Annotated in this window: 20 protein-coding genes and 1 pseudogene; 13 read left to right on the top strand and 8 right to left on the bottom strand. The window is 63.2% G+C overall.

The window, feature by feature from the left end; translation table 11 throughout:
* A pseudogene (gene istB, locus ACK5L9_RS05105) lies at positions 1 to 444 on the top strand (IS21-like element ISSsp5 family helper ATPase IstB); the annotation flags it as partial.
* Positions 445 to 480: 36 nt separating this feature from the next.
* Here the strand turns inward: istB and ACK5L9_RS05100 are convergent.
* The 4 genes from ACK5L9_RS05100 to ACK5L9_RS05085 all read right to left on the bottom strand — a co-directional run bounded on the left by ACK5L9_RS05100 (position 481) and on the right by ACK5L9_RS05085 (position 8289).
* Positions 481 to 1434 carry an IS4 family transposase gene (locus ACK5L9_RS05100; protein ID WP_416910371.1) on the bottom strand — a complete coding sequence of 318 codons (954 nt, stop codon included), beginning with the start codon at positions 1432 to 1434 and terminating at the stop codon, positions 481 to 483.
* Between the two features lie 480 nt (positions 1435 to 1914).
* The gene (gene mprF / locus ACK5L9_RS05095; protein ID WP_416910372.1) at positions 1915 to 4608 is read right to left on the bottom strand and encodes a bifunctional lysylphosphatidylglycerol flippase/synthetase MprF; all 2694 of its coding nucleotides are present in this window, start codon (positions 4606 to 4608) and stop codon (positions 1915 to 1917) included.
* Between the two features lie 633 nt (positions 4609 to 5241).
* Positions 5242 to 5862 carry a response regulator transcription factor gene (locus ACK5L9_RS05090; RefSeq protein WP_416910370.1) on the bottom strand — a complete coding sequence of 207 codons (621 nt, stop codon included), beginning with the start codon at positions 5860 to 5862 and terminating at the stop codon, positions 5242 to 5244.
* 117 nt (positions 5863 to 5979) lie between these two features.
* Entirely contained in the window at positions 5980 to 8289 is a 2310-nt protein-coding gene (locus tag ACK5L9_RS05085; RefSeq protein ID WP_416910369.1) for a cache domain-containing protein, read from the bottom strand.
* 400 nt (positions 8290 to 8689) lie between these two features.
* On the opposite strand from ACK5L9_RS05085, the gene ACK5L9_RS05080 reads away from it, so the two are divergent.
* Genes ACK5L9_RS05080 through ACK5L9_RS05070 form a run of 3 tightly spaced genes read left to right on the top strand, consistent with a single transcriptional unit; the run spans position 8690 to position 11651 of the window.
* Complete coding sequence (locus tag ACK5L9_RS05080; RefSeq protein WP_416910368.1) at positions 8690 to 9685, top strand: ABC transporter substrate-binding protein; 996 nt, start codon at positions 8690 to 8692, stop codon at positions 9683 to 9685.
* A 30-nt stretch (positions 9686 to 9715) separates the two neighbouring features.
* Positions 9716 to 10600, top strand: a complete 885-nt coding sequence (locus tag ACK5L9_RS05075; RefSeq protein ID WP_416910367.1) for an ABC transporter permease — start codon at positions 9716 to 9718, stop codon at positions 10598 to 10600.
* Positions 10593 to 11651, top strand: a complete 1059-nt coding sequence (locus ACK5L9_RS05070; protein WP_416910366.1) for a quaternary amine ABC transporter ATP-binding protein — start codon at positions 10593 to 10595, stop codon at positions 11649 to 11651. Before ACK5L9_RS05075 ends, ACK5L9_RS05070 begins: the two co-directional genes overlap by 8 nt.
* A 149-nt stretch (positions 11652 to 11800) precedes the next feature.
* Here ACK5L9_RS05070 and ACK5L9_RS05065 read toward each other — a convergent pair whose 3' ends face one another.
* Positions 11801 to 12967: a LysR family transcriptional regulator gene (locus ACK5L9_RS05065; protein ID WP_416910365.1), complete on the bottom strand. Its 1167-nt coding sequence runs from the start codon at positions 12965 to 12967 to the stop codon at positions 11801 to 11803.
* A complete protein-coding gene (locus tag ACK5L9_RS05060) occupies positions 12940 to 13824 on the bottom strand; it encodes a DUF1932 domain-containing protein (RefSeq protein WP_416910364.1) in 885 nt (294 codons plus the stop codon). Before ACK5L9_RS05060 ends, ACK5L9_RS05065 begins: the two co-directional genes overlap by 28 nt.
* A gap of 174 nt (positions 13825 to 13998) precedes the next feature.
* Here ACK5L9_RS05060 and ACK5L9_RS05055 point away from each other — a divergent pair, with 174 nt between their 5' ends.
* From ACK5L9_RS05055 to ACK5L9_RS05035, 5 genes are all read left to right on the top strand, one after another.
* Positions 13999 to 14730 (top strand): PIG-L deacetylase family protein, encoded by a 732-nt coding sequence (locus ACK5L9_RS05055; protein ID WP_416910363.1) that lies wholly within the window; start codon positions 13999 to 14001, stop codon positions 14728 to 14730.
* A gap of 10 nt (positions 14731 to 14740) precedes the next feature.
* Positions 14741 to 15703 carry a VOC family protein gene (locus ACK5L9_RS05050; protein WP_416910362.1) on the top strand — a complete coding sequence of 321 codons (963 nt, stop codon included), beginning with the start codon at positions 14741 to 14743 and terminating at the stop codon, positions 15701 to 15703.
* A 3-nt stretch (positions 15704 to 15706) separates the two neighbouring features.
* Positions 15707 to 16378: a 4-carboxy-4-hydroxy-2-oxoadipate aldolase/oxaloacetate decarboxylase gene (locus tag ACK5L9_RS05045; protein ID WP_416910361.1), complete on the top strand. Its 672-nt coding sequence runs from the start codon at positions 15707 to 15709 to the stop codon at positions 16376 to 16378.
* A complete protein-coding gene (locus tag ACK5L9_RS05040; RefSeq protein ID WP_416910360.1) occupies positions 16371 to 17426 on the top strand; it encodes a 4-oxalomesaconate tautomerase in 1056 nt (351 codons plus the stop codon). Before ACK5L9_RS05045 ends, ACK5L9_RS05040 begins: the two co-directional genes overlap by 8 nt.
* 90 nt (positions 17427 to 17516) lie before the next feature.
* A complete protein-coding gene (locus ACK5L9_RS05035; RefSeq protein ID WP_416910359.1) occupies positions 17517 to 18254 on the top strand; it encodes a siderophore-interacting protein in 738 nt (245 codons plus the stop codon).
* A 3-nt stretch (positions 18255 to 18257) separates the two neighbouring features.
* On the opposite strand, the gene ACK5L9_RS05030 is transcribed toward ACK5L9_RS05035, so the two are convergent.
* Positions 18258 to 18992: a sulfite exporter TauE/SafE family protein gene (locus tag ACK5L9_RS05030; protein ID WP_416910358.1), complete on the bottom strand. Its 735-nt coding sequence runs from the start codon at positions 18990 to 18992 to the stop codon at positions 18258 to 18260.
* A 412-nt stretch (positions 18993 to 19404) separates the two neighbouring features.
* Between ACK5L9_RS05030 and ACK5L9_RS05025 the strand changes: the two genes are divergently transcribed.
* From ACK5L9_RS05025 to ACK5L9_RS05015, 3 genes are read left to right on the top strand one after another with little or no spacing between them, the layout of a single operon-like run.
* On the top strand, positions 19405 to 20391 hold the full coding sequence (locus ACK5L9_RS05025) for a TRAP transporter substrate-binding protein (protein ID WP_416910357.1): 987 nt from the start codon (positions 19405 to 19407) through the stop codon (positions 20389 to 20391).
* 1 nt (position 20392) lies between these two features.
* Entirely contained in the window at positions 20393 to 20902 is a 510-nt protein-coding gene (locus ACK5L9_RS05020) for a TRAP transporter small permease (protein WP_416910356.1), read from the top strand.
* Positions 20899 to 22203, top strand: coding sequence for a TRAP transporter large permease (locus ACK5L9_RS05015; RefSeq protein ID WP_416910355.1), 1305 nt, complete (start codon positions 20899 to 20901; stop codon positions 22201 to 22203). Before ACK5L9_RS05020 ends, ACK5L9_RS05015 begins: the two co-directional genes overlap by 4 nt.
* 50 nt (positions 22204 to 22253) lie before the next feature.
* On the opposite strand, the gene ACK5L9_RS05010 is transcribed toward ACK5L9_RS05015, so the two are convergent.
* Positions 22254 to 23192, bottom strand: a complete 939-nt coding sequence (locus ACK5L9_RS05010; protein ID WP_416910354.1) for a LysR family transcriptional regulator — start codon at positions 23190 to 23192, stop codon at positions 22254 to 22256.
* Between the two features lie 102 nt (positions 23193 to 23294).
* Between ACK5L9_RS05010 and ACK5L9_RS05005 the strand changes: the two genes are divergently transcribed.
* Positions 23295 to 24350 (top strand): cytochrome P450 (locus tag ACK5L9_RS05005; protein WP_416910353.1); only part of this gene is annotated, 1056 nt, incomplete at its 3' end.

The following is a 24350-nucleotide window of genomic DNA, read 5'->3' as shown; positions in this document are numbered from 1 at the left end:
GGGCCCAGCGGCACGGGCAAGACCCATGTCGCGATCGGCCTCGGTCTGGCAGCCTGCCAGAAGGGATTGTCTATCGGCTTCACCACGGCCGCCGCGCTCGTCAGCGAGATGATGGAGGCGCGCGACGAACGCCGCCTTCTGCGCTTCCAGAAGCAGATGGCCGGCTACAAGCTGCTCATCATCGACGAGCTGGGCTTCGTGCCGCTGTCAAAGACCGGAGCGGAACTGCTGTTCGAGCTAATCTCGCAGCGCTACGAGCGCGGCTCCACCATGATCACCAGCAATCTGCCCTTCGACGAATGGACCGAAACCTTCGGTTCCGAGCGCCTCACAGGCGCACTCCTCGACCGCCTGACCCACCACGTCAGCATCCTCGAGATGAATGGCGACAGCTATCGCCTCGCGCAAAGCCGGGCACGAAAAACCGCCGACGCCACCCCATAAGATTGCCGACGCTGCGAGCGGGAAACTCTGGTCGGGCTACGCCTTCCCGACGTTCCCCGCTCGCAGCGCCAGTGGCCTACTTTTGCGCCGCCCAATGGCCGGCTTTTGCTCCGCCGTTGACAGACGGTTGCGTGGCTCCGCCTGCCGGATCCTCAGGCTTTCGATGTCGAAGCCCCTGCGCTTCATGGTGCGGAAGAGGTCCTCGATCTTCCAGCGTCTGGCATAACGCGCGGCGACATCGAGCGCGTCAGCCACGGTTTCGACCTGCAATGTGGTCAAGAGCCGCCAGTGCAAGGGTTTTTCGCCCTCGGGCGGCGTTTCCTCGCGCAGGTCGACATAAGCCATGGAGACCGCCTCCCGGCAGGTCTTGCGGTCTTCGCGCGGTGGCCGCAGGTCGAGCCGGCCGAAACGCACCGAGAGCTGCGCTGCGCGCGCCGCGCGACCGGGCCGGGCGGGAAGATCGAGCGCCGCATACCCCAGACGCGGGCCGTTTGCGATCCGGTCGGCCAGCTTGCCGCCGTCCATCAGCACCCGGTCATGCGTGGCGCGCACCAGCAACTGCACATGGGGCGGACGATGGGCGAACAACCCGAACATGTCGGCCTCGCGGTCGGCGACGACGGTCACCCGCGCCGCGCCCGTAATCTGCCCGGCCTTTTGCGTCGCTTCCAGCCAGCGCATGCTCTGGCGGTTCTCAAAAGCCCGGCTGCGGCGGGTCGCCTTGCCGCCTTCGGTCCGCTCCATGAACTGCGCGTCCAGCGCACCCGGAACCGCGCCACTCTCGGCATCGACCGCGATCATCGCGTGCAGAAAGCTGCCACCGCCGCCCGACGACTGCGTCACCGTGGTGTCCTGGATCGCCAGAACGTCGCGGCCTTTGCGAGCGTCTTGCGTGCGTTCGAACGCCGTGGCGACGATTTCGTCTACGCTCACCGCCGGGTTGCGCAGAAACCGCGTGAAACGGATCTCGCCAGCGCGATCCCCGCCCAACCGGCGCACCCGAACCCCGCGCGCGCCATGGCTGACCAGCCGCGCCCGCAGATCGCCCCCCCTTTTTCCAGCCGCCGATCCCCGAAACCGCCCAAGCTCATGTCCATGATACCCTCCTGTTTCCAGAAGAGAATCAGAGACAATCACCGCCCGCAAGAAAGATGTGCGAATTTCATAGCGTGCCGGGCGGCACCGCCGCAGATTTGCGTCCTGCGGTGGCCGGGGGAGCTGTGCAGCCCCCCCCGGACCCCTTGCAAAAGCCTGCGGCGGCGTACGGATCCCGATGGGCATCTGACGTCTGGCCAAAGATCCTGTGGATGGGGCTGCACCGGACCGGGCTTTGCCCGGCCCGATCCTTTTTTTCGCGTTGGCCCCCTTTCCGCGCAGGCAACGCGGCTCTGCTTTATCCAAAGGCCGATGCCTGTTTCGGGTCGGAATTTCAGCAGGAAACCGACACTCGCTGAAAAAGGACTGGTCGCTCTACTGCCTGCGGGTCGGCAGTGCCAGGCGACCACGCGGCAGGGATCGAAGAATACCCCGGCGCATCGCCACTGCCGCCGTCTTGCCACCCGCCGACAAGGGCCGTGCGATCAGCCGCGCCGCATCGGCCAGAGGCAGCAGCGGTGGCAGGCCCGAAGGCGTGGCAAGGTAATGCGGCACCCAGTCGGGATCGAATTTCGCCTTGAAGGCGCGCAGCCCCTCGAAATTGTAGAAGGCACCGCCATGCCGGTAGGCCATGGCCCCAAAGCGGTCCCACAACCTGCCGCTGCGATCCGGCGACAGGCCCGACAGCGGGGCCATTCCCAGCGAAAGCTGGCCAAAGCCGCGCATCTTCAGTTGCAGCATCAGGTCGGTGAACAGAAACTCCATCGTGCCCGAAGGGGCTTGCCCGGTATGGCGCATCAGGTCGATGGCGCAACCCCGCTGGCTGTCCGTGACCAGCAGATTGGCAAAGGCGACCAGATCGTCCTTGCCCAGCCAGACCAGCGCCAGCGGCCAGCGGTTCAGCCAACCGGCATCGAAGCGCCCGACCGAAAAGCCCTTTTCATGCGATTTCTTCGTCGTCAGCCACTCGTCCGAGACCGCCTGCATTCGCCGCAGCAGCGCCGGGTCATGCGGAGGATGCACGATTTGCATACTCAGCCCGTCGCGGCCGGCGCGCGCATGGGCCGCCCGCAGCTTCTTGCGCGCCGGGCCATCCAGCGAAAAGCTGGTCAGGTCGATCACCGCCTCTTCGCCCATCTTGTGCAGCGTCAGGCCCAGATCCAGCATCAACGGCACGTCGCCAGGGCCGACCTCGTAGAAAACCGGCCTGACGCCTGCGCGCCGCGCCGCATCGACAAAGGTGAAGGCGACCTCTTCGGCGGCCTCGGCCTCGCCGACAGGCGCGCCAAGCGACAGCCACGAGGTTCCCGAAACACCAAACATCACAAAGGCCTTGCGGTCATCCGAAAACAGCAGGGTCTTGTCTCCGGTCAGGGCGAAACCCGCTTCGGGCCGGTCCGAGGCGGCAATCAGTTGCCGGGCCTGTTCCAGCATCTCGGGACCGGGTGCCTCGGGGCGATAGCGCGGAATCCGCAGCAGCAGGAACAGCGACCCCGAGCCCACCAGCAGCCCCCCCAGCAGACCCGAACGCAACGCCCGCGGCGCGTTGGCATCGGTCGCGAATTGCCACCAAAGTTCATGCCCGTAAGGTGTACTTTTATGGGCAAAAAACAGCACGAAGCCAAAACCCAGCACAGCCGCCAGCAGCAGGATCACCCAACCGGGCGTCAGCGCCGAATGGGTCAGCAGCGACCGGCGGTGAAAGGCGCGGCGAAAGGGCAGCAGGATCGCCGTACCCAACAGCAGGGCAAGGGTCTGTTCGGTCTCGATCTGCTGAACCAGCTCGATGCAGGCCCCGGCCAGCATGGTCAGGATGACCAGCCAGAACGCCCCCAGACTGCGCCGTACCAGCCCCAGCGACAGCACGATCAGCGCCGCGCCAAGCGCGCTGGTCAGCAGGGCCGAGCCTTCGATGAAGGCGAGCGGGAAAAACGCTTCGGCGGCCTCGGCGGCCTTGGTCATGGGCGGCAACAGCGACGACAGCGACAGCCACAGCCCCGATCCGAAGGTCATCACCGACAGCAGCAGCGGAGCAGCGGGTTCGACCGCACGAAAGGCGGGTTCGATCGCGGTCAGGATGCGGCCTGGCCGGGTCTGGCGCGGATCGCCGCCAAGGACGCGCCACGCCTCGAACAGGGATAGCAGGACCAGCGCAAGGGCGAAGGGCACAAGGTAATAGATCAGCCGGTACAGCAGCAGCGCCGCCGCGATCTTGTCCACGCCGGCACCGGCAGGCAGGGCGGCGATCAGAATCGTTTCGAACACGCCGATGCCGCCGGGAACATGGCTGACGATCCCGGCCATCGTAGCGGCCGCAAAAATCGCCAGAAAGGCCAGAAATCCCGGCTCGCCCACCGGCAGCAGCACATAGAGGGTCAACGCCGAAAAGCCGATATCGCCCAGGCTGATCAGCAATTGCACCAGCAGAATGCCCGGCGTCGGCGCGTTCACCGTGAAACGGCCAAGCCGCAACTTGCGCTGCGTGACCGAGGCCATGATCAGCGGCAGGGTGATGACCAGAATCGCCAGGATCGACAGCAGCCTCACCCCCGGAGGTGCCAGAGGCAGCACCGAGGCCAGCGCCGCCGGATGTACGGCAAGCGCCACCAGCCCGACCAGCGTGGCCGCCGTCCCGAACGAGATGGCGGTGAAACTGGACACTGCGGCAATGTCATATCCATCAAGCCCCAGCCCCGAATAGACCCGCCAGCGCACCGCACCACCGGACACCGCCGACAGCCCGACCGTATTGCCGAAGGCATAGGCCAGAAATCCGCCGGTCAGGGTAACGGGGCCGGGCAGGGGTTTGCCGATATGGCGCAGCGCCGACCAGTCATAGCCGGCAAGACACAGATAGCCCGCAAAGGTGGACAGCAGCGCGATGCCGATCAGCCGCCACGGGGTCGTGTGGATCTGGGCGACGACGGCATGGATATCGACGGGTGACAGCAGCCGGAACAGGGCCGAAATCCCCAGCCCGAACAACAGCAATGCCAGCATATAGGGCAACAGGCCGCGCAGATGACGGGCCGTAAGGCCGCGCTGCCTGGAAAGGTCATCGTCATCCACAGTCAAGGTTGTTGCTCATCAATCTTTACGACGCCCTTTCGGGACCGACTTTCCGCGACCGGGGACCGCCAACCCCCGGATTTATCGGATCTGGCTAATTCAAAGGCCGGGCGATGACAATCCACCCGCAGGCGCAGAGCGGATCGAGGGCGAATCGCCTTTCGGCAGGTGCGGAGAGGAATGCGTCCACAGGCAAGACGAATTAGTGCCGCCGGATCAGATGCTGTTACACATCTGATCCCGGCGGCTAAAGTACTGCCTTCAATGTCGTAGCTCTGATCATGCCCCCGACCTTTGAACGAAAAGTTCGCAGAAGGACCACAATCAAAATACTGACTTAGAAATGCGCCACCTGGTTCGCAGTAGGTGACAAGACGGGTATAGCCCAAACGTATAGGTTGCGCTATTCGCAAGATTGCGCAGGTAGAACTACCTATACGTAAAAGACGAATTTTTGGATATAAAAAACAACCATCAGGTGCATGATTTGCAAGGCGAATAGCCGGTTTTTCGAACCGGGCAGGCCAGAATGGCTGAAACCATTGCCGCACCGTACCGGCAAGGTATCGTCGCCAGCTTTTCTGCATGGTTAATGGTATGGGATTCGTCAACCCGTAATCGCCGCGACCCATATCAGTTTCCGGTGCGCCGCAGCAGGTCGATCATCTCGACAATCGAGCCAACCCCCATTTTTTCAAGGATTCTTGCGCGATGGTGATCGACTGTCCGGGGGCTGATATCCAGATGTCGCCCGATTTCCTTGCTTGAGATCTCGGCCGGGAAAGCCAGCATGTGATCGACGATCTCTCGTTCCCGGGGGGTCAGGCGCGCAAGGCGTTCCCCGGTGGCGCGGGCCTGCTGTTTCAACTGCATCAATCCCTGCGACAATTGCAGCGCCGTCTCGACCCGTTCGAGCAAATCAGATTGCCGGAACGGTTTTTCCAGAAAATCCAGTGCCCCCGCCTTCATCGCCTGAACTGATTCGGGTACTCCGCCATGCCCGGTAATGAAAATGATCGGGATTTTGCAGCCCATGCCGGTCAGGTGCTTTTGCAGTTCCAGCCCGGTCATGTCGGGCATACCGTGATCCAGAATCAGGCAGCCCACGCTGTCATCGTCATAAACGGCCAGAAAATCCGCGGCCGAGCCGAACGCCTCGACATCAAAGCCGCGCACGCGCAGCGCCCGGCTGAGCGACGATCTGATCCCCGGATCGTCATCGACCAGAAAGATGGTTCCCCTGAGCGTCGTCATCGTTCCTCTTCAACTTCACGCAGGGGCACCAAAGCACCCCCACGGCCTTGCATGATTTTCAGCCGTCATAATATCTGACAGCTAAGATTTCCTGAACATAGGCACAAAATTCGCGCATCACGATGCAATCCGCAGCGTAAACAGGAAACGCGCGCCCTCGGCCACCTCGCGGTCCAGCGTCAGTTCGCCGCCATTCGCCTCGATGATGGAGCGGCAGATCGACAGGCCAAGGCCCATGCCGGCGACCTTGGTGGTCTCGAACTGGGCAAACAGCGTCACCTCGGGGCAGACGCCGGGGCCGGTGTCACGGACCTCGACCTCGACCAGATCGCCCAACACCCGCGCCCGAACCCAGATCCGCCGGATCGGGCTGCTGGCCGAGTCGATGGCCTCGATCGCGTTGCGCAGCAGATTCACCAGAACCTGCGCAATCTGCACGCGATTGGCGCGCACGGCGGGCAGGGAGGGCAGGGCGGGGGTGATCAGGACATGCGCCTCTTTCGCCTCGGCCTGAACCAGCCGGATGGCCTGATCCAGCAGCCCGGCCAGGCTGAAATCGCTGGTCTGCGTCTCATCCTTGCTGATAAAGCTGCGCAGCGCGCGGATGATGTCGCCCGCCCGCAGCGATTCGCGTTCGATCTCTTGCAGGATTTCGCGCAATTCGGGGGCGCTGTTGTCGGCGTGATTGACGATCAGCAAGCCGGTATCGGCATTCTGGGCGATGGCGGCAAGCGGCTGGTTCAGTTCATGGGCCAGTCCGGCAGCCATCTGGCCCATGGTATTGCCGCGCGCCAGATGCGACAGATCGCGGTTCAGTCTGGCAATTTCCCCCTCGCGCGCCTTGCTGACGGAAACGTCGCTCAGCGTCACCACGGCATGCTGCGGCTGGCCCCGGTCATCGCGGATCAGGATCGAGTTCACCACCACGTCCAGAATTCGCCCGTCCTTGCGCCGCAGCCGGATCTCGCGATTCGCGGACAGCATTTCGTCGGCGACCAGATCCGTGCCATTTTCGGGCAGCGGCTCGTCCTTGGGCAGAAGCTGGGCGAAGGACATATTCAGCAATTCGACGGTGCTGTATCCGGTCAACTCGCACAGCCGGTGATTGACCTTCAGGAACCGCACCGTTCGGGGCGAGACCTGCGCCATCGCCCGCCCCGACAGATCGAAGGTCTGGCCGTATTCGCGTTCGGCATTCTTGCGTGCCGCAATCTGCTGGACCAGCGTTTCATTGGCCTGTTCCAGTTCACGATAGGTCCGGGGCTGCGGCTCGGACGGGTCGATTTCCCCCTGCGAAATCAGCGCCGACCTGACCGCAAAGGCGCGCACCGGGCGATAGATGTAATTGGCCAGCAACAGCCCGATGGCGGCGGTCACAAGGGCGACGGTGGCGGCGATCCAGATGTTCTGTACCCGGTTGCGCTTGATCGCGCCGATGAAATCGTCCTGAGGCGCATAGACGGCGATGGTCCAGGGCATCTGTTCGCTGATGATCGGCATGATGTAGGACAGATAGGTTTTTCCGTCATGGGTAAATTCGGAAAACTCGTCGCGGCTTAACGGAAAGCTGCCGTTTTTGTCGCGCGCGGCCTCAAAGGCGGCGCGGGCCAGCGGATCCTGCAAATCCTTTATGCTGACGAAACGCAGTGTCCCGTCGGAACTGCGGGTCTTGATCAGCGACTGGTCAGGATGGGCGATCACGTCTCCGTTGCGGTTGACGATCAGCGCCATGCCATGTTCGCCGATTTTCAGATGCGACAGGAACAGCGAGATGCTGCTGATTTCAATATCGACGCCGATTACGCCCCGCAGGCTGCCGTCGTGATCAGTGACCGGCGCGGCCAGAGTGATCCCCGGCTGCTGCGAGGAAAAGAAGATATAGGGCTCGGTCCAGCTTGTCGCCTTGTGTTCGACGACGCTTTTATACCAAGGCCGTTCGCGCGGATCGAACGTGTCCGCAGGATCCGCCGATTCGCTGACGGTCTGAAAATTCTCGTCCCGCCAGATGAAATCGACGGTGCGCACACCATCCTTGTAGATGATCAGCTTGGACCGGAACGGCCCCGGCCCATCGCTGCGCATCACATAGATAAAGCTGCCATCCTCACCGCCGTAATACAGCCCCGAGAATTGCGGCGTGATGCGCAATTGCTGAAACAGGAACTGTTCCAGCCGCTCGGGGTCTTCGCTGGCGACGACGCGATGCTGGGCCAGACGTGCGGCCAGCTCGGCGGCGTCCTGCGCGGGGCTGAGAAAGCTGCGCGAATGTTCGGCGGTGTTCATGCCGACATCGCCCATCAGCTTGCGGGCATGGGCCAGCAGCACCCGTTCCGAAGTCAGATAGGACGAAAAAACCACCGCCAGAACGGCAATAAACTGTAGCCCGGCAAGGCAGATGGCAAGCAAGGCTCCGAGGGATTTTCTCATCTGGCGAATACTTCAGTCGTCCGGTCGGCAAGGGCAAGGTAATGGTACCGGGCATCCGCGCAGGGCCGGCTCAGGTAACTGCAATGTTACTGCGGCAGGGATTTGCCCGCAAGCCGATGCCACAGCATTTGTCCAGCCCTTTGACAGGGTGTGACCGGCCCAAGGCGCAAATCCGCCGTGCGTGGCCATGCATGTCGCAAATGGAACTTTTAGATCGAATATTATATGATTACTTTCAGTATATTACAAAATATATGCCGCAAAAAAGTGACAACGCGGCATTGCCGGGCTATGCTGGGATACACCAAGGCCGATAATGGTCGGCCCCCGTGACGGTCTCGTGACGGTCTGTCGCGCGGGCACAAGTTGCCCCGGTTTGACGAGAACGAAAGGAAGTCCCATGACATCGCTGAAACCCGCATTGGCCCTTCTGGGCCTGATCGCCGCTGTGCCGTCTGTATCGGCGGCACAGGAATGCGGCAGCCTGACCATCGCCGAAATGAACTGGGCCTCGGCCGGGCTGGCCGCATGGGTGGACAAGATCATTCTGGAAGAGGGTTACGGCTGTGACGTGGCGCTGGTGACGGGTGACACGGTGCCGACCTTCACCTCGATGAATGAAAAAGCCGAGCCCGACATTGCCCCGGAATTGTGGGTCAATGCCGTCAAGATTCCACTGGATGCCGCAATGGCCGAGGGCCGGATCATCATCGCCTCGGAAATCCTGACCGATGGCGGGGTCGAAGGTTTCTGGGTGCCGACCACACTGGCCGAGGAACATGGCATCAAGACCATCGAGGACGCGCTGGCCCATCCGGAACTGTTCCCCGGTGCCGAGGAAGAGGGAAAGGGGGCGTTTTTCAACTGCCCCGCAGGCTGGGCCTGCCAGATCATCACCGCGAACCAGTTCCGCGCGCTGGATGGCGAGGGGCATGGGTTCGAACTGGTCGATTCTGGTTCTGCCGCCGGGCTAGACGGCTCGATCGCCCGCGCCTTTACCCGCAACGAGGGTTGGCTGGGCTATTACTGGGCACCAACCGCGATTCTGGGAAAATACGACATGACCCGGTTGGAACTGGGGGTCGATCATGATCAGGCACAATGGGATAATTGTATCGTCGTTCAGGACTGCATCGATCCAAAACTGAGCGAATGGCCGCGTTCCGAGGTATTCACCGCCGTGACGAAGGAATTTGCCGAAAGTAACGCGGTGACGATGGATTATCTGGGCAAGCGCGCCTGGTCGAACCAGACGGTCAACGAATTGCTGGCATGGATGGGCGACAACCAGTCCACAAACGAGGATGGCGCCTGGTATTTCCTGCAAAATTACGAAGATGTCTGGACACAATGGCTGCCCGAGGATGTCGCCGCGCAAGTGAAAGACGCGCTGTGATCGCAGGCACCGGATCAGGGATGTGACACCATGGACCTTGTGGATTTCCCTTCGCTCAGCCGTGGCGACCTGCGCGATTTGCGCAACGCCGTGGACACGGGCTTTCGCGACTTTACGCGGGCCTATGGCGATTCCCTTGAACGGCTGTTTCACCCGATCCAGACGCTGCTGGTCTTTATCGAGGATCTGCTGATCGACAGCCCCTGGACCCTTGTGATGGCCGCGCTTGCGCTGATCGTCTGGGCGCTTGGCCGAAGCTGGAGGATCGTCGCGGGTACGGTAATCGCGCTGCTTCTGATCGGCTTTTTCGGCATGTGGGACGACACGATGCGCACCATCGCGATGGTTGCCGTCTGCACGCTGATCGCAGTTGTGGTGGGCATTCCGGTGGGCATCTTGATGGCGCGGTCCGACCGGGCGAACGCGCTGATCACGCCGATCCTCGACCTGATGCAGACCATGCCCAGCTTTGTCTATCTGATCCCGGTGGTGATGATTTTTGGCCTTGGCAAGGTGCCGGGCGTGATCGCGGTGGTGATCTATGCCATCCCGCCGGTGATCCGCCTGACCAATCTGGGCATTCGCCAGGTACCCGCCGACGTGCTGGAGGCGGCCGAGGCATTTGGCTCGTCCGCGCGGCAGAAACTGCGCGATGTACAGCTTCCGCTGGCACTGCCGACGATCATGGCGGGCGTCAACCAGACCATCATGATGAGCCTTGCGATGGTCGTCGTCGCCTCGATGATCGGGGTCCGGGGGTTGGGCCAGCCGGTGTTGCAGGCCATCAACAACCAGTATTTCACGCTTGGGGTGATGAACGGGCTGGCCATCGTCGCCATCGCCATCATCTTTGACCGCTCGACCCAGGCCTATGGCAAGCGGTTGCAGAAACATCTGGAGGCCGTTCATGGCTGAAGCGACCCACGACATCGAAATCCGCAACCTGTACAAGATCTTTGGACCAAGGGCCGCGTCCCTTGTCACCGAAGTCCAGGCCGGTATGACAAAGGACGAACTGAAGGCCCGGCACGATCACGTTCTGGGACTGGACGACATCAACCTGACCATCCCGGCGGGGCAGATACAGGTGGTGATGGGGTTATCCGGTTCGGGCAAATCGACGCTGATCCGCCATATCAACCGGCTGATCGACCCCACGACCGGACAGGTCATGTTCGATGGCCACGACATCGTGGGCATGTCACAGCCCGAACTGCGCGATTTTCGCCGCCGCAAGACCGCGATGGTGTTTCAGAAATTCGCGCTGTTCCCGCATCGCACGGTGCTGGAAAACACTGCCTACGGGCTGACCGTTCGCGGCATCGACACGGTCGAGGCCACCGGACGCGCGCGCCGCTGGATTTCCCGCGTCGGGCTTGAGGGATTCGAGGAAAGCTATCCCAACCAGTTGTCGGGCGGCATGCAGCAGCGCGTCGGCCTTGCCCGCGCGCTGACCAACGACGCCGAAATCCTGCTGATGGACGAGGCGTTCTCGGCTCTCGATCCGCTGATCCGCACGGACATGCAGACCGTGTTGCTGGATTTGCAGGCCGAATTGTGCAAGACGGTGATCTTCATCACCCACGATCTGGACGAAGCCCTGCGCCTTGGCGACCGCATCGCCATCCTGCGCGCGGGCCGCATCGTGCAGGAAGGCACGGGCGAACAGATCGTGCTGAAACCGAAAGATGGCTATATCGCCGATTTCGTGCGCGAGGTCAGTCGCGGCAAGGTCATCCGGCTGCGGACGATCATGCACCGGGGGGTGAATGCCGACGCCGCGCTGTGCCTTCCGCAGGACACCACCCTGGAAGAGGCCGCCCGCGCGATGACCGCGGCCGATGTCAGCCGCGCCAATGTCTCGGATGACAGCGGCGATGTCGCGGGCAACGTGTCGCTGGCCAGAATCGTGGCCCAGATGATTGCTCCCGAAACCGGCGGCGTGCCGCAGGCGCTGAGCGCGTGACCAGCCGCTTGCAGGGCTGCGGGTGGGGTCGCGGAAAGGGCAGGGGGTCCGGGGGGTGCAACTCCCCCGGCTATCGCGGGACGCAAATCATCCGGCGGTAACGTTGCGCAACGGATCCCGCGCAGCGCGCGGCGGCGATGTCCGGATCCTCACGCAAACCCCGCGCGGATCGCCTCCAGCATCGCCTGCTGCGCCGGGGTGGGCTGCCAGCCGGCGCGCAGGGTCAGGCCGATGGGGCGGGGGTCCGGCGTGCCGGGAAAGGGCAGTTCGGCCAGGATGCCCCGCGCAACCTCTTGCGTGGCCAGCGCCTTCGAGATGCAGCCCAGAAAATGCCCGCCCGCCACCATCTCGCGCATCAGGATGACCGATCCGGTTTCGATGATACTGGCGGGCGGGTCCAGCCCGGCATCACGAAACAGCGCCTCGAACTGGTTGCGGGTGGGGGTGCCGCGCCGCGCCACCAGCCAGGGGCGGTCGCGCAGACCGGCCAGCGGCGCAGGCCCCGGCAGCAGCGGATCCCCGCGCCCGCAAAGGATCGCCAGCACATCGTCGAACAGCCGTTCCTGCACGACATCGGCCACCGGCACCGGGTCGCGTAGCGCGCCGATCATCACGTCGATCTCGCCCCGCCGCAGCCCGCCCAGCAGGTCGTCATACAGCCCGTCGATGACCCGGATCGGCTGACGCGGGCGGATGTCGCGGAACCCGGCCAGCGCGCGCGGCAGGATATGGGCGCGCGACAGCGGCAGGGCACCGATCACGATCTCGCCGACCTCGCGGCCCTGCAACTCGGCCAGTTCGGCCACGCCCTGATCCAGCTCGGCAAAAGCCAGCCGCGCAGCCAGCGCCAGCGCCTGCGCCTGCCGCGTCGGCGCCACGCCGACCGGGCTGCGCTGAAACAGCGCGCGCCCGACCGCGCCCTCGATACCGGTAATCGCACGGTGAACAGTGGGCTGCGCGATCCCCAGGCGATGCGCGGCCAGCGTGAAATTCTGCGCCTCGACCGTGGCGATCAGCGCCACTAGCTGCGCCCGCGTCGCCGTCACCGTCAGGCGCGGCGCGATATCGGCCATCGCCGCATCCAGCCGCGCCAGCGCGCGCGCCACGCGGTTACTGAACAGCGCCCCGGCCTCGGTCGGGAACAATCCCTGCTGGCTGCGCAGGAACAGCGGCATGCCGGCGGCGGTTTCCAGCTTGGTGATCGCCTGCGTGACCGCCGGTTGCGACACAAACCCCGCCACCGCCGCCTGCGTGACCGAGCCGCATTCCGCAACCGACAGAAAAACCCTCAGATGACGGAGGTTTCCAACGAGCATAGGGCTTTTTCCACCATCGCCAGCCGCTCTTCAAGGCCACCCTCGCGCCCACGCAGCGCCAAATCCCCGATATGCTGCTGCCAGCCCACCGTCGCACCGGCCATCCGGTCGGGCAGGCCAAGGGCCACCACGGTCGCCGCAACCTCGCGCATCTCGGCGGCACGGCGCTGGCCGTGCTGCATCATCCGTTCCAGATTGTAATCCGCCCGCCCCCGCCAGTCGGTCTGCGGGTCCGAAGATTGCAGCGAGGCCAGCACATCCTCCAGAACTCCGGCGCGGCCAGCGGCCAGAAAACACTCGGCCGTCAGCGCCTCGATCCCCTTGATCATGACCGAGCGGATCATCTTGACCGCCGAGGCAGAGCCGATTTCCGGCCCGCGCCAGCGGTAATCCATCCCCATCATGTCCAGAAAACCCGTCGCTTCCTGCGGTCCCGCAACCAGCATCGGCGTGCGGTGCAGCCGGGGATGGATGGGGGCCATGACCGCCAGATCGACATAGACCCCGCCCGCCGCGCCGATGATCGCAGCCGCCTCGCGCTTGCTGTCCGGGGCGCAGGAATTGCCGTCATACCAGATAGCACCCGGTGCCAGATGCCGGGCGGCCTGACGCGCCGCCGCGACCGCCTGATCCGCCGTCACCAGACACAGCACATACCGCGCCCCCGCCAGCGCCGCGCCGCGATCATCGGCGCAAACGACCCCGGTCGCCGCGCATGCCACGCGGATCGCCTCGGCCTCGGGACCGCCGGTCTTCTGGTCAAAGACCGCGACCGACGCGCAAAGGCGCGGCCCCCAACCCTGTGCGATGGCCTGTCCGGCCTCACCGAAGCCGATGAATGCGATTGTCGCGCCCATCCGAACATCTCCCTTGATTTTACCTTTGATTTTTTGGTGCAGACTGGCCGTTTTCCGGCGCTTCGCCAAGCCCCCTATAGCTAAAATTTATCGTCCCGCCCCGGTTTCTGAATTGTCCGTCCAGCGGGTGTGGTGTCATCCATAACCGACCATCGCAGATGAAAGAGGTTCCCCATGTCCGCGCCCAAGACCGCACTTGTCATTTCCGCCCATGCCGCCGATTTCGTCTGGCGTTGCGGCGGTGCCATCGCACTGCATGCGCAGATGGGCTATCAGGTCACGGTGGCCTGCCTGTCCTTCGGCGAGCGCGGCGAAAGCGCGCGGCTGTGGAAAGAGGGCAAGTCGCTGGACGAGGTCAAGGCGATCCGCCGGGCCGAGGCCGAGGCAGCGTCGGATGTGCTGGGCGTGCATCATCTGGAATGTTTCGATCTGGGCGATTACCCGCTGCATCTGGACCGCGAGGACAAATTCCGGCTGGTCGATCTGATCCGCAAGGTGCAGCCGCGCTTCATGATGAGCCACAGCCAGTACGACCCCTACAACACCGACCACATGTACATGACGCAGGTGGCGCTGGAGGCGCGGATGATCGCACAGGCCTGGGGCCACAATCCCGGTGAAAAGGTGCTTGGCGCCCCGCAGCTTTACCTGTTCGAACCTCATCAGACCGAACAGATGGGCTGGAAGCCCGACACGTTTCTCGACATCACCCCCGTCTGGGACAAAAAGCGCGCCGCGATGGAACATATGAACGGGCAGGTCCATCTGTGGGAATATTACACCCGTGTGGCGCAGCAGCGCGCCAACCATTTCAAGCGTAACTCCGGCGGTCAGTCCGGCGGTCGCGACTGCCAGTATGCCGAAGGCTTTCAGTCGATCTTTCCGCGTACCGTGGACGAATTGTAAGGATAACGCCATGACCACGCCGACCAATCCCTCTTTCGATCTGGCCCATCTGGGTCATGTCGAAGTCTACACCGACAAGTTCGACGAAAGCCTTGATTTCTTCACCCGCGTCTACGGGCTGAAATTATCCGGGCAGGACGGTACCAGCGCCTATTTGCGTGCCTGGGACGATTACGAGTTTCACTCACTGAAACTGACGCGCCACCACACCACCGGGGTCGGCCATATCGCCTATCGCGCCGCCTCGCCCGAGGCCCTGGCCCGGCGGGTCGCCGCGATCGAGGCTTCGGGCTACAAGACCCATGGCTGGGTCGATGGCGACATGGGCCATGGCCGCGCCTTCCGCTTCGAAGATCCCTTTGGCCATGTCTTTGAAATCTATTACGATACGATCTGGTTCGAGGCCCCTCAGGCAGATCGGCCCGCGCTTAAGAACACCGCCAGCGCCTTTACCGGCGCGGCCCCCCGCAGGCTGGATCACATCAACCTGCTGTCCGATGATGTGACCGAATTTCGCCGCTTCATGGAAACCTGCCTTGGCAGCCGCGTGACCGAGCTGATCCGGCTTGACAATGGCCGCATCGGCGGCTGCTGGTTCACCGTAAACAACAAGACCTATGACCTGGCTTGCACCGAGGAACATGGCGGCGGGCAGGGGCGGCTGCATCACGTCACCTATGCCACCGACCAGCGCGAGGACATTCTGCGCGCCGCCGACCATTTCCTGCAAAACGGCACCCATATCGAAACCGGCCCGCACAAGCACGCCATTCAGGGGACGTTCTTCCTGTATGTCTGGGAACCGGCGGGCAACCGCGTCGAGCTGGCAAATGCCGGCGCGCGGCTGATCCTTGCTCCTGACTGGCCGCCCGTCATCTGGACCGAGGCCGATCGCAAGAAGGGTCAGGCCTGGGGCCTGAAAACCATCGAAAGCTTCCACACGCACGGCACTCCGCCGGTCAAGAAAGGCTGAATCATGGCCGTTGTCGTTCAGAGTATCCAACGCGCATCCGCTGACACCGTCACAGGGTTGGCCGAAGCCGGCGTCGCAACCGTCCACGAGGCGCAGGGCCGCAAGGGCTGTCTGGCCAGCCGCATGCGCCCGATCTGGGCGGGTGCCCGCGTCGCAGGCAGCGCCGTCACCATCAGCGCGCCCCCCGGCGACAACTGGATGCTGCACGTCGCCATCGAACAGTTGCAGGCGGGCGACATTCTGGTCCTTGCACCCACCTCGCCCTGCGACACTGGCTATTTCGGCGACCTGCTGGCGACCAGTGCCATGGCGCGCGGTTGCCGGGGGCTGGTCATCGACGCGGGTGTGCGCGATGTGCGCGACCTGACCGAGATGGGCTTTCCGGTCTGGTCGCGGGCAATCAGCGCGCAGGGCACGGTCAAGGAAACGCTGGGGTCGGTCAATGTGCCGATCATCTGCGGCGGCCAGCTTGTCGAGGCGGGCGATGTGATCGTGGCCGATGACGACGGCGTCTGTGTCGTACGCCGGGACGAGGCCGACCGGGTTCTGGCCGCCGCCCGCACGCGCATCGACGCCGAAGAGGCCAAGCGCAAGCGACTGGCGGCGGGCGAGCTGGGCCTGGACATCTATGACATGCGCGGGCGCCTGCAGGAAAAGGGGCTGAAATATGTCTGACGGCGGCATTCCCTGCCTGTGGATGCGGGGGGGCACGTCGAAGGCTGCCTATTTTCTGGCCTCCGATCTGCCCGCCGACCCGGCTACCCGCGACGCGCTGCTGTTGCGCATCATGGGCAGCCCCGATCCGCGTCAGATCGACGGCATCGGCGGGGCCGATCCGCTGACTTCGAAACTGGCGATCCTGTCGCCGCCCTCGCGTGGCGATGCGGATGTGGATTACCTGTTCCTGCAAGTTTTCGTGGACCGGCCGGTGGTGACGGATGCGCAGGGCTGCGGCAATATCCTTGCCGGTGTCGGCCCCGCTGCGATCGAACGCGGGCTGATCCCCGTCGCCGCGGCCGAAACCGCCGTCCGCATCCATATGCGGAACACGGGCGAGGTGGCGGTGGCCACGGTGCAGACCCCGGGCGGGCGCGTCAGCTATGCGGGCGATTGCGCCATCGACGGCGTGCCGGGAACAGCGGCGCCCATCCCCCTGATGTTCAACAATATCGCCGGGTCGATGTGCGGCGCGCTGTTGCCATCCGGTCATGCGGTGGATGTGATCGACGGCATCGACTGCACGCTGATCGACAATGGCATGCCCTGCGTGATCATGCGTGCCGCCGATCTGGGCGTGACCGGGCTTGAAACCCGCGAGGCACTGGACGCCGATACCGCCCTTAAGCAACGGGTCGAGGCGATCCGCCTCAAGGCCGGGCCGCTGATGAACCTTGGCGACGTGACCGGGAAATCGGTCCCAAAGATGACGCTGGTTTCCGCCTCGCAGACGGGTGGGGTGGTGAACACCCGCAGCTTCATCCCGCATCGCTGCCACGCCTCGATCGGAGTCTTTGCCGCCGTCAGCGTCGCCACCGCCTGCACCCTGCCGGGATCGCCCGCCGCCCTGGTCGCACGCATGCCCAAAAGTGCGGTTTTCGCCATTGAACACCCCTCGGGCGCAGCCGAAGTCCAGCTTGAACGCGACAGTCAGGGACGGGTCATCCGCGCCGGAACCGTTCGGACTGCCCGCAAATTGTTCGACGGGCGCGTCTTTCCCGGCTGACCGTACCCTTGCCGCGTGGCCCTGATGCGCTAAGGTTGGCGCAACCCGTCCAGCCGCCGCCAGAAGGGGATCACAGCGAAAGGACACCTTATGGATAACGTTCCCCGCATCGAACGCTTGCGCCACGACACAGTACGACGCAATCTGACCGTCGCCGCCACGACACGCCTCAGCCCGGTGATGCTGCGGCTGACCCTTGCCGGTCCCGAGCTTGCGGGCTTTCTGTCCGCCTCGCCCGACGATCACGTGAAACTGATCGTGCCGGATGGCGCGGGCGGTCAGGCGATGCGCGACTATACCCCCCGCCGTTTCGACCCGGTGGCGCTGACGCTTGAGATCGACTTTGCGATCCATGATGCCGGTCCCGCGACCATCTGGGCACTGGGGGCGAAGCCCGGCGACCCCGTGACCATTGGCGGGCCGCGCGGATCGCAGGTGATCAACGGCCCGGTCGCAAACTGGCTGCTGATCGGCGATGAAACCGCCCTGCCAGCCATTGGCCGCCGCATCGAGGAAATGCCGCCGGACATGCCGGTCACAAGCCTTGTCAGCGTGCCAGGCAAGGCGGATGAACAGCGGATCGACACGCGCGCCGATCACACCGCCCTGTGGGTCCATCGCGACGACCCCGCAGATCCCGTGCCGTTGCGAAAAGCCCTGTCGCATGTCGATCTTCCCTCGCGTTGTTTCGTCTGGATCGCCGCCGAGGCCCGTGTCGCCCGCGCGGTGCGAGACGACCTGACGCAACGTGGTTTGGGCCGGGGCTGGATGAAAGCCGCCGGATATTGGGTCGCAGGGCAAGCGGACAGTTCGGACAAGAATCTCTGACCGTCAAAACGCCTTCAGGATCAGGCGCGCCGCGATGGCGAACAGCATCAGCATGATCAGCCGGTCAAACACCTGCGGCCGGATATGCCGCACCATCCACGCCCCCACAGGCATGCCGATGAACAGCGGAATGCAGGCCAGCACGCTGATGAGAAATCTCTGACCGTCCAGCACGCCCAAAACTGCAAGCGACGGGAGCTGCACGATGGACATCGAACTGAACAGAACCGAGATCGTGGCGATGAATTGCGGGCGGGTCAGTCCCAGAGCGTGCATGAATGTCATCGACACCGGCGCAGAGATTCCCGCCGCGCCCTGCAGGATTCCTGACAGAAAGCCCGCAGGCAGGACGATCCGCTTCGCCAGCCTGAAATCCAGCTTCCATTCCGGCTTGAACAACCGAAAACCGATATAGCACAACGCCAGCAGGCCCACGGCCAGTGACAGGATATCGGTCGGCAGCGATGCCAGCAGCAAAGTGCCGATCAGTGCCCCCAGCGAGGCACCAAGCGCCAGACGCAGCACGAAACCGCGTTCCAGCAGCGCATGACGGAACTGCCAGCCTTGCCAGGCGTTCGACAACAGTGCCGGAAGGGCAAAGACCGCGACGGCGTAAGGGACGTTGAAATAGATCGACATCAGCGGGATCACCACGACCGGGGTACCGGCCCCGATCGCGCCCTTGAGAATACCGCCAGCAGCGAAGGAAAGCGCCGCCACGATCAAGGCTTCGATCATCCTGCAACTCCGTCAAGCAGAGGTGGATCCCCCGCCACCCCATCCGATTAACCCCTGCGAACATCCCAACGCAATCCCCCTTTGCCACCGGTCATATAAATCCGGCAACAATGAAGATTGCCTTAAGGTCGACCACGGGTCGAGCGGATTTTATGTAGAATGCAATGTATAATATCATTCTAATTCACTGATTTTTAAAATATAACATGCGATATGCAATGTCAGTTCGAATGCGGTCATGCCACTGAAAGATCGGCGCCAGAATCCAGATATAAGGAACATGCCATAGCCAATACTTATGCAGCATTGAAAATTTGAATGGACCGTTCGGCAAAGGGCACACTAGGTTACGCTGGTTATATCTCGGCGGGTTGGTGACTCGTCCGCAGGCTCGAACAGGGAGAAGAAACCGATGACTTTGAACCGCGCTTTTACCGTTGCGGCTGGATTTGCGGCAGTCATGGCGCCGCTGGGCGTTCAGGCCAAGGAACTGAAATTCGCCAATTACGCGGCACCGACCCATACCATCACCGCCTCGGTGGTCGACAAGCTGAACGAAAGCCTCAGCGGCGCGACGGGGGGCGAACTGACGGTGCGCGGTTATCACGGGGGTGAGCTGGGGTCGGGGCCGGCCGATCAATATGTGCGCGTCGTGCAGGGCGTTGCCGACATTGCCTGGGGGTTGCAGGGCTACACCTCGTCGCAATTCCCCAAGACCATGATCGCCGAGGCACCGGGCGTGCTGCCGCTGGACGAGCCGGGATATGTCGCGCTGCTGCGGGCCTATCCCGACAATCTGACGGGTGAATTTCCTGCCACTGTTCCGCTGGCGCTGTGGACCTCTGAGCCAAACATCTTCATCATGAAAACCAGGCAGATCCGCACCCCCGACGATCTCAAGGGCCTGAAAATCCGCGTGGCGGGTTCAATTGCCGCTGACGCGATGGAGGCGCTGGGTGCGACGCCGGTGCAGATGCCGATGACGCAGGTGTACAACGGCTTGCAAACCGGGCTGATCGACGGGGCGATTTCGGGCGTTTCGACGCTGATTGACTTCAAGCTGGATGAGGTTTCCGACACCCTGACGATCGGCGCCAATCTGGGCCGCCTGACCTTCTACACAGTGATGAGCAAGCAGGTCTATGACGGCCTGTCCGACAGCGAAAAGGCTGCGGTGGATGCGGTTGCCGGGATGGAACTTTCGAAATCGGCGGAAGAGGCATGGCTGATCACGGCCGATGCCGCGCTGGAGGCCGCGCGCGCCGACAGCCGCAACACGGTGATTGATCTGACGCCCGACGAAATTGCGGCTTTTGAAGCGGTTCTTGCCCCCGTGACCGAAGCCTATGTCGCCAAGGTCGGTGGCGAGGCGACACTGGCAGCGATGCGGGGCGAATAAGGTGCTGGCGTCGCTGAGGATGTGGACGGACAGGCTGATCAGCCTGTCCGCGTTTCTGGGCGCGGCGGCATTGCTGTTCGTCGTGGTGATCGTGCTGACCGATGTGATCGGACGGGGCTTCGGGCATCCGTTATACGGCTCTCTTGACATGACAACGACGGCCTTTGTCATCGTCGTCTTTGGCGGCATGGCGTTGTGCGACAAGCGTGGCAGCCATATCTGCGTGGACCTGTTCGAACGCTATTTCTCGCGTGCGATGAACCTGTTGATCGACATCGCCGTCGATCTGCTGGGTGGGGTGATCTTTCTGGTCATCACCTATTCGGTCTATCAATCCGCCAAGCTCAGCGTGATGCTGAACCTGCGGACGAACCTGCTGGGGCTGCCGCTGGCCTGGTTCCAGTGGACGCTGGCCGCTTTGTCGCTGGTGACAGGGATCGCGCTATTGCTGCGCGCGGTCGATTTCATCCTTTCCGGCAAATCCAGCCATGATCCGAGGCCGTTCGAATGAGCCCCGTCACAATCGCCCTGACCGGGATGACCATCCTGATGATCCTGCTGGCGCTGCGCGTGCCGGTTGCCTTTGCCATGTTCCTGATCGGCTTTGTCGGGATCTGGATGCTGAACGGGCTGAACGCCGCCACGGGTCTGCTGGCATCGGAATCCTTCACACTGGCCTCGAACCCGGAACTGATCGTCATTCCGCTGTTCATCCTGATGGGCAATGTCGCCAGTATCACCGGCATGAGCCGCCGCCTGTACGAGGCCGCCTATGCGGTCATAGGGCAGATTCGCGGCGGGCTGGCCGCCGCCACCGTTATCGGCTGCGGCGGTTTCGCGGCGCTGTCGGGGTCGTCGGTTGCCTCGGCCCTGACCATGGGCAAGGTGTCACTGGCCGAGATGGATCGTTATGATTACAGCCCGCGCCTGTCCACGGGCGTGGTCGCGGCCGGCGGCACGCTGGGGATTCTGATCCCGCCATCGACCGGCTTTGTGATCTATGCGATTCTGGCCGAACAAAGCATCGGGCGGCTGTTTCTGGCCGGCGTTATCCCCGGCCTGCTGCTGCTGTCGATGTTTCTGCTGACGGTCTGGGTGCTGTGCCTGGTCCACCCTGCCATGGGGCCGCGCGGGCCGTCCACGACCATGGCCGAAAAGGTCCATGCGGTTGTCAACGCCCTGCCGATCATCATCCTGACCTTGCTGACCATCGGCGGGATCTATGGCGGGCTGTTCTCGCCGGTCGAGGCGGCAGGCGTCGGTGCGGGCGCGGTCATTCTGGCCGGGTTCCTGACCCGCACGCTCAGCCTGTGGGCGCTGTGGCAGGCGGCCAAGGACAGCATCGTGACCACGGCATCGGTCATGCTGATCCTGATCGCGGCGCATATCTTCAACCCGTTCCTGGCGCTGAGCCACATCCCCGATTTCGTGAAAGAGGTGATCACGGCGCAGAACATGGGGCCGCTTGGCACACTGATCGTGATTCTGGCGATCTATATGGTGCTGGGGGCGTTCCTTGAAGGTTTCGCGATGCTGGTCCTGACCCTGCCGATCTTCATTCCCATTGTCAGTTCGCTGGGGATCGATCTGATCTGGTTCGGGGTGCTGGTGGTGCTGACGCTTGAGATGGGGCTGATATCGCCTCCGGTCGGCATCAACGTATTCATCGTGAAATCGGTCGCGCCCAAGGTTCCGCTTGGCCAGATCTTCATCGGTGTGATGCCCTTCTGGATCGCCATGCTGGTGACGCTGGCGCTGCTGGTTGCAATTCCGCAACTGTCGCTGTTCCTGCCCGGAACGATGATGCAATGACAACCGCCCCTACCCGGAGATTTCGGGCGGGGGCGCATGGCAAAAACCAATTACCCGGATCGAGGTGACACCTTGCCGATATCTTCCAGTTCGCGCCGCAGTCCGATCACTACGCCCCGCATCCACTGATGCATCGCATCGGCATGAAATCGCGGCGGCCAGACCAGGGCGATATCAAAAGCGCCCTTGAAAGGGCATTCGACGATGGACAGCCCCTCGCCTATCTCATGCGCCAGCCGACGCGGCACCGTCGCCACAAGCGAAGAACCCTGGACCAGCCGCGACACGCCCGCAGGACTGGGCACCATCAGCCGGGGTCGCATCCGGTATCCGCGCGCCTGCAACTCGGCCACATAGGACGACACCCAGTTCCCCTCGTAGGTGATGTCGATCAGGTCCAGCGACAGATAATCGGCGATGCCAGGTATCCGCCCCGCCATCGGGTGCCCCGGATCCATCAGGCAGACATAATCCTCGCGGCAAAGGCGGCTGACATAGAAACCGGTCTGCTTGGCCGGATAGGGCCCGATCAGCAGGTCCGCCCCGCCGCTGAGCAGGCGTTCCGGGCCGATGCCGCGCGAATTGACCACATTCAGTTCGATCCCCGGCGCAAGCCGCCGAAGTTCGCGCACCAGCGGCGGCACGATCAGCAGCCGTTCATAATAATTGCAGGCCAGTGTCAGTTTCTGACGGGCACGGGCGGGGTCGAATTCTTCGGGGCGGGCCAGCCGTTCGATCGCGGTCAGCATGGGCTGGACCTGCGCGATGATCTGAAGGCAGCGGGCCGTGGCGATCTGGCGGCCCTTTTCGCGCACGAACAGCGGGTCGTGGAACACGTTGCGCAGCCGGTCCACGGTATAGCTGATGGCGGATTGATTGACGCCAAGCGTCTCGGCCGCGGCGGTGAAGGAGCCGGCCTCGTGGACAAGGCACAGGGTCCGCAGGGTCGCGAAATCAAGGCTCAGCGGGTCGGTGATCGGTTTGGTCATCGCAGCACCATCAGGGAATTTGATGGCGGTAATGAATTGCATCGCATTGTTGCATGGTCAAGGATTTGTTAGGTTCGCAAGGCAAGCCAGGGAGGATAGTTCATGTCGCTAGCACCAGCCGACGATACCATCACATTCGACCAGCTCACGCTGGACCCCTATCCCATCTATCACCGCATGCGCCGCGAGACGCCGGTAATCCGCGTGCCCTCGGTCCAGCGGACTTTTCTGGTCAAGGCAGCCGATACCAAGATGGTTAAGGACGACCCCGAGCTGTTCAGCTCGGACGATCCGCGCACGCCGATGCAGCCGGCCTTTCGCGCCCATACGCTGATGCGCAAGGATGGGGCGGAACACCTGTCGGAACGCAAGGCGATGATGCCCGCATTGACGCCCAAGGCGATCCAATGCGAATGGGCCGGGCTTTACGAGAAATTCGTCGCCGAATATCTGGACCGCCTGCCCAGGACGGGGCCGGCTGACCTGTTCACCGATCTTTGCGGGCCCATCGCGGCACGGATTCTGGCGCATATCCTGGGCATCCCGGAGGCGACGGACGAACAGATGATGCGGTGGTCGCAGAACCTGATTGACGGCGCCGGAAACTTTGCCTGGCGCCCCGGTCCGTTCGAGGTGACGGATAAGGCAAATGACGAAATGGATGCGCTGCTGGACAAGGCGGCCGAACGGCTGCGGGCTGTGCCCGACGCGTCGGCCCTGTCGGTGATGGTCAATGCAGATGAGCCGATACCGGTCAGCCAGATCTACGCCAATATCAAGATCGCGATCGGCGGTGGCATCAATGAACCGCGCGATGCGCTTGGCACGCTGATCTATGGGCTGCTGACCAATCCCGATCAGTTGCAGGAGGTCCGCGAAAAGGATGCCTGGGGCAAGGCCTTCGAGGAATCGGTCCGCTGGGTTGCGCCTATTCAGGCCAGCTCACGCCTTGTCACCCGCGACACGCAGATCGGCGGCTATGATATCCCGAAGGGCGATACCGTGATGACGATCCAGGCCTCGGCCAACCGGGATGAAGACGTGTTCGGCGAGAATTCCGAGGAGTTCTTCGATTTCCGCGACAAGAACCCGCATCAGGCATTTGGCAACGGTCCGCATCATTGCGCGGGTTCGCATACCGCGCGTCGCACCGTCGGC

Origin of the sequence: Paracoccus sp. (in: a-proteobacteria), from assembly GCF_047973135.1 — a bacterium.
Taxonomy (GTDB): Bacteria; Pseudomonadota; Alphaproteobacteria; order Rhodobacterales; family Rhodobacteraceae; genus Paracoccus.
The sequence above is the reverse complement of the archived record's forward strand: the minus strand, read 5'-3'. Positions and strand labels throughout refer to the sequence as shown.

Coding starts and splice junctions, on each gene's coding strand:
- ACK5L9_RS05090 (WP_416910370.1), bottom strand. CDS start 5,862: ATGACGACGCTCAGGGGAACCATCTTTCTGGTCGATGACGATCCGGGG.
- ACK5L9_RS05085 (WP_416910369.1), bottom strand. CDS start 8,289: ATGAGAAAATCCCTCGGAGCCTTGCTTGCCATCTGCCTTGCCGGGCTA.
- ACK5L9_RS05080 (WP_416910368.1), top strand. CDS start 8,690: ATGACATCGCTGAAACCCGCATTGGCCCTTCTGGGCCTGATCGCCGCT.
- ACK5L9_RS05075 (WP_416910367.1), top strand. CDS start 9,716: ATGGACCTTGTGGATTTCCCTTCGCTCAGCCGTGGCGACCTGCGCGAT.
- ACK5L9_RS05070 (WP_416910366.1), top strand. CDS start 10,593: ATGGCTGAAGCGACCCACGACATCGAAATCCGCAACCTGTACAAGATC.
- ACK5L9_RS05065 (WP_416910365.1), bottom strand. CDS start 12,967: ATGCTCGTTGGAAACCTCCGTCATCTGAGGGTTTTTCTGTCGGTTGCG.
- ACK5L9_RS05060 (WP_416910364.1), bottom strand. CDS start 13,824: ATGGGCGCGACAATCGCATTCATCGGCTTCGGTGAGGCCGGACAGGCC.
- ACK5L9_RS05055 (WP_416910363.1), top strand. CDS start 13,999: ATGTCCGCGCCCAAGACCGCACTTGTCATTTCCGCCCATGCCGCCGAT.
- ACK5L9_RS05050 (WP_416910362.1), top strand. CDS start 14,741: ATGACCACGCCGACCAATCCCTCTTTCGATCTGGCCCATCTGGGTCAT.
- ACK5L9_RS05045 (WP_416910361.1), top strand. CDS start 15,707: ATGGCCGTTGTCGTTCAGAGTATCCAACGCGCATCCGCTGACACCGTC.
- ACK5L9_RS05040 (WP_416910360.1), top strand. CDS start 16,371: ATGTCTGACGGCGGCATTCCCTGCCTGTGGATGCGGGGGGGCACGTCG.
- ACK5L9_RS05035 (WP_416910359.1), top strand. CDS start 17,517: ATGGATAACGTTCCCCGCATCGAACGCTTGCGCCACGACACAGTACGA.
- ACK5L9_RS05030 (WP_416910358.1), bottom strand. CDS start 18,992: ATGATCGAAGCCTTGATCGTGGCGGCGCTTTCCTTCGCTGCTGGCGGT.
- ACK5L9_RS05025 (WP_416910357.1), top strand. CDS start 19,405: ATGACTTTGAACCGCGCTTTTACCGTTGCGGCTGGATTTGCGGCAGTC.
- ACK5L9_RS05015 (WP_416910355.1), top strand. CDS start 20,899: ATGAGCCCCGTCACAATCGCCCTGACCGGGATGACCATCCTGATGATC.
- ACK5L9_RS05010 (WP_416910354.1), bottom strand. CDS start 23,192: ATGACCAAACCGATCACCGACCCGCTGAGCCTTGATTTCGCGACCCTG.